At 62.5% G+C, this 12,091-nt stretch carries 11 protein-coding genes; 9 read left to right on the plus strand and 2 right to left on the minus strand.

Annotated features, from left to right (window positions below; all coding sequences use genetic code 11):
* Position 1 precedes the first annotated feature (1 nt).
* From tssJ to NKI64_RS09270, 9 genes are read left to right on the plus strand one after another with little or no spacing between them, the layout of a single operon-like run.
* Positions 2-454: a type VI secretion system lipoprotein TssJ gene (gene tssJ, locus NKI64_RS09230; RefSeq protein WP_352519182.1), complete on the plus strand. Its 453-nt coding sequence runs from the start codon at positions 2-4 to the stop codon at positions 452-454.
* A gap of 59 nt (positions 455-513) precedes the next feature.
* The gene (gene tssK / locus NKI64_RS09235; protein WP_352667666.1) at positions 514-1,848 is read left to right on the plus strand and encodes a type VI secretion system baseplate subunit TssK; all 1,335 of its coding nucleotides are present in this window, start codon (positions 514-516) and stop codon (positions 1,846-1,848) included.
* A 4-nt stretch (positions 1,849-1,852) separates the two neighbouring features.
* Positions 1,853-3,178: a type IVB secretion system protein IcmH/DotU gene (icmH, locus tag NKI64_RS09240; protein WP_352667669.1), complete on the plus strand. Its 1,326-nt coding sequence runs from the start codon at positions 1,853-1,855 to the stop codon at positions 3,176-3,178.
* Between the two features lies 1 nt (position 3,179).
* The gene (gene tssM, locus NKI64_RS09245; RefSeq protein ID WP_023823516.1) at positions 3,180-6,716 is read left to right on the plus strand and encodes a type VI secretion system membrane subunit TssM; all 3,537 of its coding nucleotides are present in this window, start codon (positions 3,180-3,182) and stop codon (positions 6,714-6,716) included.
* Entirely contained in the window at positions 6,698-7,240 is a 543-nt protein-coding gene (gene tagF, locus NKI64_RS09250; protein WP_023726336.1) for a type VI secretion system-associated protein TagF, read from the plus strand. The genes tssM and tagF overlap by 19 nt, the downstream gene beginning before the upstream one ends.
* Complete coding sequence (locus NKI64_RS09255; protein ID WP_352498066.1) at positions 7,240-8,340, plus strand: DUF2169 family type VI secretion system accessory protein; 1,101 nt, start codon at positions 7,240-7,242, stop codon at positions 8,338-8,340. The genes tagF and NKI64_RS09255 overlap by 1 nt, the downstream gene beginning before the upstream one ends.
* Positions 8,337-9,362, plus strand: coding sequence for a 3-oxoacyl-ACP synthase (locus NKI64_RS09260; RefSeq protein WP_352498065.1), 1,026 nt, complete (start codon positions 8,337-8,339; stop codon positions 9,360-9,362). Before NKI64_RS09255 ends, NKI64_RS09260 begins: the two co-directional genes overlap by 4 nt.
* Positions 9,359-10,468, plus strand: a complete 1,110-nt coding sequence (locus NKI64_RS09265; RefSeq protein WP_352667674.1) for a DUF4150 domain-containing protein — start codon at positions 9,359-9,361, stop codon at positions 10,466-10,468. Before NKI64_RS09260 ends, NKI64_RS09265 begins: the two co-directional genes overlap by 4 nt.
* A 4-nt stretch (positions 10,469-10,472) precedes the next feature.
* Positions 10,473-11,312, plus strand: a complete 840-nt coding sequence (locus NKI64_RS09270) for a hypothetical protein (RefSeq protein ID WP_352667676.1) — start codon at positions 10,473-10,475, stop codon at positions 11,310-11,312.
* A gap of 18 nt (positions 11,313-11,330) precedes the next feature.
* Here the strand turns inward: NKI64_RS09270 and NKI64_RS09275 are convergent, their stop codons facing one another.
* Both NKI64_RS09275 and NKI64_RS09280 read right to left on the minus strand, forming a co-directional pair.
* Positions 11,331-11,669, minus strand: coding sequence for a hypothetical protein (locus NKI64_RS09275; protein ID WP_352498092.1), 339 nt, complete (start codon positions 11,667-11,669; stop codon positions 11,331-11,333).
* Entirely contained in the window at positions 11,666-12,091 is a 426-nt protein-coding gene (locus tag NKI64_RS09280) for a DUF6484 domain-containing protein (protein ID WP_352498062.1), read from the minus strand. The genes NKI64_RS09275 and NKI64_RS09280 overlap by 4 nt, the downstream gene beginning before the upstream one ends.

Here is a 12,091-nt window from a genome sequence, read left to right on the forward strand (position 1 = left end):
CATGATCGACAGACGCGAATTCATTCTGGCCATCGGGGCTACGGGACTGCTGACGGCTTGCCAGAGCGGCCCGCCTAAACCGTCCGTCATAACGGTCAATTTGGCCGGTGGGGCCGGCATGAACCCGGGACCGGGCGGCGGCGACAGGCCGGTAACGGTAATGGTCTTACGGCTGAAGAGCACCGGCGCCTTCAATTCGGCCGATTACTTCGCCCTGCAGGGCGGCGCCGGCGCGGCACTTGGCGGCGATCTCATCGGCTCCGATACGATATCGGTCGGACCCGGCAAGACCGCATCGAAGACCATCACGGTCGAACCGGAAGTGGCCGCACTCGGCTTCGTCGCGCTGATCAGGGAACCCACCGGACGCAACTGGCGCACGACCAAGTCGGTGTCGCCGGGATCGAAGTTCACCGTCAATGTGAAGCTCGGCAGCGGCGGCATTTCCGCTTAGCCGGCGGCAATCCGCAAAGCCGCGCCAATGGTGACGAGCAAGAAGCAGAGAGTGGCGGCATGAGCGATGCAAACAGGGTGCTGTGGTCGGAGGGGCTGTTCCTCCGCACCCAGCATTTCCAGCAACAGGACCGCTTCTTCGAAGCGACGGTGCGCGGCGCCTTGCAGGCGGGGCATCTGCATACGTTCGGCTTTCGAACGCTGACGCTCGATCAGGCACAGCTCGATGCCGGCCAGATCTCGGTGCTCTCGGCACGCGGCATCTTTCCAGACGGGACGCCGTTCGCGATCCCCGAGACGATGGATGCGCCGCGGCCGCTGGCGGTGACGCCGGAGATGGGCGCTGGACCGGTGCTGATAGCGCTGCCGCTCGAACCGCCAGGCGGCGTCGGCTTCGACCCCGCTCACGCCGAGCCGTCCGGCGCGCGCTATCGCGGCCGGATCGTGTCGGTGCGCGACGCCGTGCATGGCGGCTCCGATCCCGAGGAAATCGAGATCGCACGGCCGCAGGCGCTGTTGCTGGCGCCGGGCACGGCCGTCGGCGGCTACACCGCGCTGCCGGTGGCCGAATTCAAGGGCGTGCGCGCCGATGGCGGCGTGGCCCTGGACGACACCTTCCTGCCGCCGACCTTGGTCATCGGCGCGGCGTCCTGGTACAGCCGGCTGCTGCAGGAAGTGGTCACCGGCCTCGACCAGATCGCCGAGGCGCATGGCAAGATGGTGCTGGGCGGCCCCGGGCGCAGCGTCGAGGATCTTCTGATCCTCAATTTGGTCAACGCCGCGCGGCCGCGGCTGGCGCACATGCTGGTGCAGGATGTCTTCCATCCAGCCGAGGTCTATATGGAGCTGGCTGGCTTAGCCGGCTCGATGGCGACCTATGGCTCGAGCGCAAGGCGGCTCGGCGAACTGCCTGTTTACGACCACATGGCGCCAGGCCCGGCCTATTCGGCGCTGGCCGACGCGCTGCGTTCGCTGATCCTCAGCCTGCGCTACATCGAGCCGAAATCGCGCGCCCTGCCGGTCATGCGGCATGCCACCAATGTGTGGAAGATCCGCATCGACAACCCGAAACTTCTGGTGGCGAGCCGCATCGTGGTGCGGATCGGCTCCGAACTGTCGGAGGATGCCTTGCGCAAGATTTTCGTCAACCAGGCGACGGTCGGCTCGGCCAGCGAATTCGAAGGGCTGTGGAAATCACGCCTGCCCGGCATTCCGCTGAAGCCCCTTCATTCGCAGCCGCGCGAAATTCCCTATGACGGCGACCGGCTGTGTCTCGAACTGGACCAGAAAAGCGAGCACTGGGCCTCGCTGCTCGAAGCGCCGGGTTTTGTGATCGGCGTTTCGGGCGTGCTGCCCAGCGAACCGCAGGTCGACTGCTACTCGGTCAACAGGTGAGATGATGAGCAGGGACGATCCATTCGGACTGTCCGAGGATCGGGAGCGGACGCGCATTCGGCTGAGCGGAGCGCCAACGCCGCGCGCCATGCCGCTGCCGGCGTCAGGGGTGACCGCGAAACGCACCGCGCGCGCGCATTCGAACGTGCTCGTCAACGCGTTCTCGCCGCTGCTGGAATTTGCACCAGAACTCGAAAACGCGCAGCCGCCGGAGAACCCGGAAGCCCTGCGCACCAGGCTGCTCGACGAACTTGTGCGCTGCCGCGACACCACCATGGCGCAGGGCTCCTCGCTCGAGCGCGCCGACCAGGCCGCGTGGCTGGTGGCGGCCCTGCTCGACGATCTGGCGCTGAACACGCCGTGGGGCGGCGCCAGCGCATGGCCGCGCCAGCCGCTGGTGGTGATGCTGCGCGGCGACGTCGACGCCGGCGCGCAGTTCTTCGCCCGGCTCGAAGAGCTTGAACGCCATCCCAATCGCGACCGCGAAATGCTGGAGTTGCAATATCATTGCATGGCGCTCGGCTTCCGCGGCAAATATCGCGTTCCGGGCCGCTCCGGCGACCGTTCGCTCAATGCGGTGCGTGTGGCCGCGGCGCGTTTCCTGCGCGACAGCGACGCCGAAGGCGCACAGCTTTCGCCCAACTGGAAGGGCGTGATCGCCTCCGACGAGCCGCAGCGCTTCATCGTGCCGATCTGGGTGATGGTTGCGGCAGCGGCGGTGATCGCCACCGCCATTCATATCGGGCTGTCGATGAGCCTGAGCAGCCAGGCGGTCGAGCTTTCGGCGCTGGTGCGCGCACTGCCGCCGCCGACGCGTATGGATGTAACCCGCGCTTCGCCGAAGGTCGACGCGCCGCCGCCGGTGGCGGTCGATTTCGCGCTGCTGCCGGAATTCCAGGCGGCGGCGCCGGATGAGCTCAAGAGAGCGCTGAGCGGCACGGAGAGCGTGTCGCTGGCGCGGCTGGTCATCCAGGCCTCCAATCCCGAACTCTTCCAGTCGTCGCGAGCACAGCTGACAGACGGCTTCGATCCGCTCATCGCCTCGGTCGCCAAGGTGATCCTCGAGAATCAGGAGTTGATCGGCGATATCACCGTGGTCGGCCACACCGACGGCGTTCCCTTGCAAAAGACCAACCCACTGTCCACCAACCAGCGGCTGTCTGAAGCCCGCGCCGCGGAAATTGCCGATATCCTAGTTCAGAACGGCGTGCCTAAGGAGCGCGTGCGCTCCGAAGGCCGGGCCGCCACCGATCCGGTGGCCGACGACGGCACACGCGAAGGGCGGGCCTTGAACCGCCGCGTCGAAGTGCTGGTCGAAAAGAGGCTGTGACATGTTCATCCTGCGCTTCCTCTGGGCGGTCCTGACTTCGCGTTTCCTGTGGACGCTGATCGGCCTGGCGCTGCTGTCGCTGATCATCTGGGTATTCGGCCCGATCGTACGGGTCGGCGACTATGTGCCGATGGCGTCGGAGACGGTGCGCATCGTCATCATCGCTCTTCTGGTGATCTTCTGGCTGATCTGGCTGATCGTCGCGCAGCGCCGCGCAATCCGCGCCAACCGCATGTTCGTCGCCGAGATTTCCGCCCCGGTCGAGGAAAAGCGGCTCAGCCCGGGCGAGGAAAACGTCGCCGCGGTCGGCGCCAAGTTCCAGGACGTCATGGTCGAGTTGAAGCGCCGCAAGCTCGGCGGCCGCAAGTTCCTGCGCGAGATGCCGTGGTATGTGATCGTCGGCCCCCCGGCGACCGGCAAGACGACGGCCTTGCGCCAATCCGGCCTCAACTTTCCGATCGACCTGACCGACGATCTGCAGGGCATCGGCGGTACCCGCAACTGCGACTGGTTCTTCTCCGAAAACGCAGTGATGATCGACACCGCCGGGCGCTATGTCCAGCAGGAAAGCCAGCCCGATGTCGACGCCGTGGAATGGCTGGGTTTCCTCGATCTGTTGAAGAAGCATCGTGGCCGTCGTGCGCTGAACGGCGTCATCGTTGCGCTTGGGATCGACGCGCTGTCCGAGGGCGACGAAGCCGTCAAGGCGCATGGCCGCAAGATCCGCAGGCGCCTGGCCGAGCTCGAAGAGCGGCTGGAAATCCGCCTGCCAGTCTATCTGATGCTGACCAAGGCCGATCTGATCAGAGGCTTCGAGGCTTTCTTCGGCGGCCTGTCGACGGCGGCGCGCGAACAGGTATGGGGGACGACCTTCCCGCTCGATGCACGCGTCGACGCCAAGATGATCGCGGGCGAAATCACGACGCTGTCGAGGGAGCTGGAAAAGCGGCTGGTGCCGCGGCTGGAGGATGAGGACAAGCTGGCCGAACGGGCCGAGATCTTCCGCTTTCCCGCACAGCTGCAAAGCCTGTCCGAGCCGATCCAGGTGCTGGTCGAGGCGATGTTCGGCGAGAGCCGCTACGAGGAGGCAGCCTGGCTGCGCGGCCTCTATCTCACCTCGGCGACCCAGGAAGGCGCGCCGATCGACCGGCTGACCGCGGCGCTCGCCTCCTCCTTCGGCCTGCCGGCACGACGCACGATGCCGACGCAGCGCTTCGAGAAGCGCAGCTTCTTCCTCAAGAACCTTTTGACCGAGGTGATCTTCAAGGAGGCCGGGCTCGGCACCTTCGATCCGCTGGCGCAGCGCCGCCGCAGCTGGATCTGGCGCGGTGCCGCCGCTGCCAGCGCGGCTGCGGCCATACTCGCCGGCGGCCTGTTCACCTGGTCCTACTACGACAATCGCAACGCCATCGCCGCGCAAGCCGGCCAGTTCGAAGCACTGCAGGCGCCGCTGACGTCGACCGCCGCGACGCCCGCCTCGGTGCTGCAGCCGGCTATGGACGTTGCCCTGACCGCCATGGACGAAGTCGCCAATGCCAGGACTGCGCCTCCCAACAAGGCACAGGACCTGCTCGGACCATCGGCTTCGGCCGAGATGATGCGGGCGCAGACCGACACCTATGACCACGCTCTGCGCAACGTGCTGGAGCCGCGGATGGTGGCGTTGCTCGAAGCGACCATGTGGCGGCAGATCCGCGATCCGGACTTCATGCTGGGGGCGCTCAAGACCTACCGCATGATGACCGGCCTGTCTCAGATGGACTCCGACTTCGTCGAGAATTGGTGGGTGAACGACCTGCCCGAATTCGCGCCGGCCGCGCCCTTCCCGACCGCCGATGCGGAAGAACACCAGTTGGCCGCGATCCGGCGCATGGCGGTCGACGACAGCTACATCGCGCCCGACCAGGCGCTGGTCGCCGAAGCGCTGAAAACGGTCTGCACGATCTCGCTGCCGGCGCGGGCCTACAAGCAATTGCTGGCCGATCCGGCGGTGGCCGGATTGAAGGAATGGATCCCCGCCAATTTCGCCGGGCCGAACGGCGCCAAGGTGTTTTCGCGACGCTCCGACAAGACGCTGCGCGTCGGCATATCAGGCGCCTTCACCTATGACGGCTTCCACGACGCGATCCTCGACCGGGTCGAGGATGTGGCCGCCCAGGCGGCACTCGACCGCGCGGTGTTTGCCGGCGGTTGCTCGGAAAATTCCGAGACCTCGGTGTCGGCGCTGTCGGAAGATATCCTGAAGCTCTACTATGACGATTACATCGCGCAGTGGGACAGTTTTTTGCGCGACATGCGGCTGGCGCCGCTCAGCGACCTCAACATTGCCAGCGAGAATCTGAAAGACCTTTCCAGCGCCGATTCCGCGCTGAAGCGGCTGCTGACGGCGGTGGTCCAGGAGGTCGACCTCACCCGCTCGGACGAGGCGCCGACCGACGACAAGGCGGCGGCGAAGGGCGGCTCGAAACTGCTGGGCAAACTCGGCAAACTGGGCAAGATCGTCAAGACTGGCGCCAAGCTGCTGCCGCGCGCAGGATCGGCCAGCGAAGTCGACCTGACCGGCACGCTGGTGGCCGAACACTTCAAGCCGCTCAAGAGCACGATTGCCGAGGTCGACGGCCAGCCGCCGGCGCTCGATGCCGCGGTCGTTGCGCTGACGGCGCTGTCCAATGTGCTGCAAACGGTGACCGCCAATCCCGACCCGCAGGACGCGATCAAGAAACAGGGCGGGCTGGCCGAACTGACCGGCGCCGTCGCCCGCCAGGCACAGATCCTGCCCGACCCGGTCAACACCTGGCTGAGCGGCATTGCCGGCGACACCAGCGGGTTGACGCAGAAGGCCGTGGCCTCCGAGCTCAACGCCATCTGGCGCGCCGATATCCTGCCCTTCTGCCAGGCCGCGCTCAACGACCGCTATCCGTTCAGCCCAGACAGCGCCGTCGACGTCAATGTGCGCGACTTCGCCCGCCTGTTCGGACCGGCAGGGATGATCGACGGCTTCATCAACGACCATCTGATCAGCTATGTGGACACCTCGGCGCAGCCTTGGAAATGGCGTGCCGATTTCGGCCTCGACCCATCGGCGCTCGCCGCCTTCGAGCAGGCGCGGCGCATCCGCGACGATCTCTTTCCCGGCGGTCAGGGCCCGGTGATGGCGTTCACGCTGGAGCCGACCGACCTGTCGCCCAACGTCACCCGCGTGACGCTCAACCTCGACGGCCAGAACCTGGTCTATTTCAACAATGCGACGCGACCTCAGCCGATGACGTGGCCCGGCAAGGACGGCACCGGCGTCATCTCGCTCGCCTTCCAGCCGATCGACGGCTCGCCCGAAATCATGCTCAACGAGACCGGCAGCTGGGCGTGGCTGAGGATGCTGCGCGGCGGCCGCTTCACCGGGACGTCGCTGTCCGATGTCTACAGCCTGCGGCTGGGGACGAAAGGCATGTACGCCGATTTCAAGCTCAAGGCGGCGAGTGTCGAAAATCCCTACAACCTCCAGATGTTCAAGAAATTCTCATGTCCGCCGCAGATCTGATCCTGCCTGGCTTCTACGGCAAAATGCCCGCCACCGGCGACTTCGTCAGCCGGCGGCTGACGGGCGAGTTCGTGCGGCTTTGGGACCGCTGGCTGGCGCAGCATCTGGTGCCGCTGTTTGGCCAGGACATCTGGCCGCCGGCCACGGCGCTGCGGTTTCTGGCCGGCCCGAACTCCTTCGGCGCGTCGGCGGGCATCATCCTGCAGAGCGCCGACAAGGTGGGCCGGAAATTCCCCTTGAGCGTCGTTGCCCTGCTACCCGAAGCGCCTGTCGCGCTGACGCATGCCGAGGCATGGTTTGCCGGAATCGAGGAGGCCGCCACCGCCGCCCAGCAGGGCGAGCTGACGCCCGAAGAACTGGATGCAGCTTTGACGGCACTGCCGATGCCACAGGCCGAGCCGGGCGAAGAGCTGATCGCCGACATGGTGATGTGGACGGCGCACTCCGACATTTTCGACATCGGTCCGCACGCGCCGCAACCGACGCTGGAGACAATCCTCGCCGGCAGCTGGGAGACCAGCTGATGCAGATCTGGAACCAGATGGGGTATCCGCACGAATTCACGACTGCCACCGATGTTGCCGGACACGACTGGCTGGTCGTGGTCGTGAAAGGCACATTCGACTTCCCGTCGAAGCCGGGCGAAACGGTACGAAGATCGGCGGAACAGGTTCCGCTGGTCATGGCTGACACGCACACGGGCATCCCGGGATATTCGGCTACATTGTGGGAGACAGATTTTGCCTTTCGCAAGCCGCGCTGCGATGTGGTTGCCAACGGGTTTGCTTACGCCCCAAACGGCCGACCAGCCGAACGTGTGCCGGTCGGTCTCAAGGTTGGTGGTTGGTCAAAGCTGTTCGAGGTTGTCGGCCATCGCGAATGGCGCTCCATCGGCCCGGTGTTTACCGCCACATCGCCGCAACCGTTTCTGAAACTGCCCATCTCCTACGACGTTGCCTGGGGCGGCATCGACAGGCTGGATCCGGAAGACAAGCTGCCTGGCAGCTATAAACACAACCCCGTGGGAACCGGCTGGTCGCGCGCGCAGAACCAGCGGCGGATCCCAGGCCTACGGCTGCCGAATACCCAGGCAATGGGCGAGGATGTACGCTCGCCCTTCGGCGACTACCAGCCGATGAGCTTTGGTCCGATGGGGCGTGGCTGGCCGGGACGCATCGAATATGGCGGCACCTACGATGACAACTGGACCAAAAACATATTTCCGTTCCTGCCTCCGGACTTTGACGATCGCTATTTCCAGATGGCGCCTGCCGACCAGCAGATTGACCTGCCGAAGGGCGGCGAAGACGTGCAGCTCGTGAACCTGACGCCTGAAGGACGGGTGAGCTTTCGCCTGCCGCAGACTGCGCTGCCCGTGGCGCTACTCAAAGGTCAAAGAAAATCTCTCGACGCAAATATCAACCCGGACACTATACTTTTCGACCCGGAGAACGGGCGCTTCTCGCTGGTCTGGCGGGTGTCGCAGCGACTTCACCGAACCATACTCGACTTTTCTGAATGCTGGATCGGGCCGCCTACCGAAGCGATGATGCGGGCGCATGCCACGGGGCGTGTCTATTCCCGCTCCGATGAAACGATTGTGCTGGAGGCCGAGACGACGTGAAGCCGGCACTGGATATTATTTCGGTCGGCATGGTTACGGCGGTTGGCCTTGATGCGCCATCGGCCTGCGCAGCGATGCGAGCCGGCATTGATGGCTTCCAGGAAACACGTTTCAAGAACGACAAAGACGAGTGGTTGATCGGCGCACCTGTACCCCTGCCTCGCAACTGGGTTGGCGAGAAGCGAATGGCGCATCTCGCCTCAGGCGCCATTGTCGAGGCATTCGAGGACGTTCCGGAAGCGAGAGGGCAGACCGCTCTGATCCTTTGCGTGGCAGAAGAAGACCGTCCAGGGCGGCCGGTAAGAAGCACGCTGCGCCTGCTCGACCGTATTGCGGAGATCACCGAAGTCGAGAAGCATTCGCGATCGCGGGTTATCGCCTATGGGCGACCGTCCGGACACGTGGCGCTTGATTATGCACGCCGGATGATTTCATCGGGCGAAACGCCTTATGTGATGATTGCTGGGGTCGATAGTTACCTGACTACCTTGGCCACCACGCACTATCTCAAGGAGCGCCGCCTCCTAACGCTCAACAATCCAAACGGGTTTATTCCTGGCGAGGCGGCAGCAGCGGTTCTTTGCGGACCGCCAAGGCACGGCGGATTTCGGCTGAGGGGGCTGGGTTTGTCGCGAGAGCCTGGCTTTATTTACAACAAGCAAGACTTGCCGCTCAGAGGCGACGGAATGACGGCGGCCTATCGCCATGCGCTGGATGAGACCGGAATAGAGATGAACCGTCTCGGTTACCGGATCTCAGACCTCATCGGCGAGCAATACTGGTTCAAGCAGACGGCGCTGGCGTCGATACGACTGGTGCGCAACCCCTGTCCGTCTCAGGATTTGTGGTCACCTGCCGAGACCCTCGGCAATATTGGTGCGGCGGTGACGCCGCTGATGCTGGGGATGGCGCTGACGGCGGCAAGAAAGAACTACGCGACAGGCAACCCGGTGCTTATCGAAGCTTCCAACGATGCCGGCGCCTGTGGAGCTGCCGTGCTGGCCGCGAGGGCTGCGCGGTGACTGTCTTCGCCAACGGACTGGAAGTGGCTGCCAAGGCCCAGGGCAACAAGGTTATCGCGGCCTTCCCGGATGTTTGTTTCACCCCGCCCGAAAATCCGGCGACACCGCCTGGGGTACCGATCCCATATCCGTCATTTGGAATGGACTCCGATACAGAGAAGGGTACCGGAACGGTCAAAATCGGCGGAGAAAACATCACCCAAAAGGACAAATCGGATTACAGCCAGACGACAGGCACGGAAGCCGGCAGCGCAGCCAAGAAGGGTGTCGTCTCTTCCACCAACACCAACAAGGAGTACGCGCGGGCCTGGTCTGGCAACGTAAAGGCGGACAACCTCCCGGTCAGCCGCTTCACGGATATCTCGACCAACAATCATTCAAGCAGTCAGGTTGGAAACTCGCCTCCCCAAACGAAGGTTGGAACACCGGGGCCTGGGGGTGGATCGGCGCCAATAACCAAATGCCCTTGTTGCGGGACAAGCCCTGCGCATGCCAACCAACTCAAAGCCAGTGGAGAAATGTGCGAACAGACCACCGAAAACGAATATTACAACGACCGCATGGGAAAGGCTGACAACAAGATTCAGCAGATTGAAGAAGATTTTGCCGCCGGCACAATCCCAAAGGAAACGCACGCCGCGGCCTGGGGTCAGTACGCCAAAAGAAAAAAAGCGAGAAAGACCATAGCGGACGCAAGGGCCTCCGGCTCGAAATGCAAGAACCTTCACGATCCGCCTGATAAGGATTGCGGAGTACACTTCAAAGGTACACGAAGCTATTCAGAGATCTTAAAGGCCGAAGATCCCGCCGAATTGGCAAGCATCGAAGCAAAGGCAAACGCCAAATATACGGACCCGAAGGACATAAAAACGGCTATCCATAAGGACGTAAAGAAGCACGTTCGTGAGACAATTCTCGGATTCAAGGGCGCCAAGAAAAACGACATCAAAAGGCGAGATGGCCCGGGTCAGGTCAATCATAAGACCCCGCTGGACGCAGGCGGATGTCCAACCTCACCAGACAACTTGATTTCGGACGGTGCATTGGCGCCGGAGTGCAAAGAGATCGACACCGCGCAGACCACACTGCAAGACATATCGGATTGATGTTATGGTTTTTTCATCACTTGGAAGGCTCTTCCACTTTGCAGTAAGTGACTTTCGTGGCGCTCGCACAGAGAGTGGGCGTCTGTTGCTGGATATTTTTGAAGAATGCAAAGCGGGTGCTTTTTCTGATACCGCGATGTTCACCCGGATATTTGAAAGCTCTCCTTCCGTCGACACGGCGATTTCCGCATTCACCTTGATGCCCTACGTCACTCCGGGAAGCATCCTGATCGACATTGCGGACCCAATCCGTCAATCGCTCCGGCACGACGGTCAGATGCTCGAGTGGTTCTGTATAGCTTTGACAAGAAGTGGACTTCTGAGGCCGATGGAGTTGGCCGCCGCAATTTACCAGCAAGGCCCCTCGGATTTTGCCGAATCTGATCTTCCGTATCAACTTTCCATCGCCTTGGAGGCCAAGGTAAGCGATATCTTCTATGGACCACGGATGGTTCCGGGCACCATTGACGAATTCGACGCAGATCGCATTCAGTATGAGGTCGCGGAATATACGAAGTTAGTTATGTCACGGATCGACGAAGTCAGAAAAAGCCACCCCAACGATGCTAATGCTTCGTTTCTTTATGGTCGGCCGATCAACCTAGCGGAAACCGCGCATAAATCATTGAATGCCATTGCCAAAGCACACGACAATGAAGACGTCGTCGTCGCGCGTGACACCATTGAAGCATTTACGGGATTCGACCTCTCGGACTTTTATCGGAAAGGCCAACTGGACCGAGTAGGCGCCGCAGCGGCGCTGGAGCGCCTGTTCGACGAAGTTGACCTTTATCAGTTCAAACCGGGTGTGCGCTATTTCTTCGGCAGGCCGATCCCGGACTGATTGCAAGTCGGCATCGAGCTATTTGCCAGCGCTGGCGAGGTATTTCCTCACCTTGTCGAGATCGAGGTCGAAGATACGAAGCTCGGCTTTGCTCGACAGCATGCGCAAGACAAAGAGTTCCCCCGCCTCGGGGAATTCGTCATGACGCTCCTGCGCAATCTCCTGACCCGCCTTTCCGGCAACCCGCAATCCATCAAGATAGGCTTCCAGCCGCTCCACCAGCCTGGCCATCCGCTCTTCGTCCATCTCGGGATTCTTGCCGGGGTTCAACAGATTGTAGTTGTAGACCGTCCACAGAAAGGCGGCCATTTCGGCATGCTGGCGAACGATTTCCCGCAGGATAGGCGCAGACATCAGTTCAGGTTCACGGAACCGCCCCGGATGCGGTTCGCGGCACTTGCATGACTCGTCACATAGGTGCCGCGGATCGTGATCCGGCCGTCCTTTTCCATGATGATCACGGCCTTGCCACAGCGCAGTTCGATGCGTTCCTCGCCTGTGATTCTCACCTGCTCGCCATCGCGGACAACATGAGGATTGGTCGACTTTCCTTTCGGGTCAACGATTCGTCCAACAATGAGCGGCTGGCGCAGATCCCCGCCCTGAAACAACAGGGCAACCTCAGAGCCAATCATATCGGAGCTCAACTCTGCAAGGCTACGTGCCGGAAGGGCCGTGTCCTGCGGATTGCCCGGAAAAACAACGAGCGGTTCATCCTCGCCAAAGCCGAGAAAAATCCCGATTACCACGCCTTCGATTCGTTCGACGATCTTTGCCAT

The organism is Mesorhizobium sp. M0478, from assembly GCF_040321305.1.
In the GTDB taxonomy this organism is placed as follows: Bacteria; Pseudomonadota; Alphaproteobacteria; order Rhizobiales; family Rhizobiaceae; genus Mesorhizobium.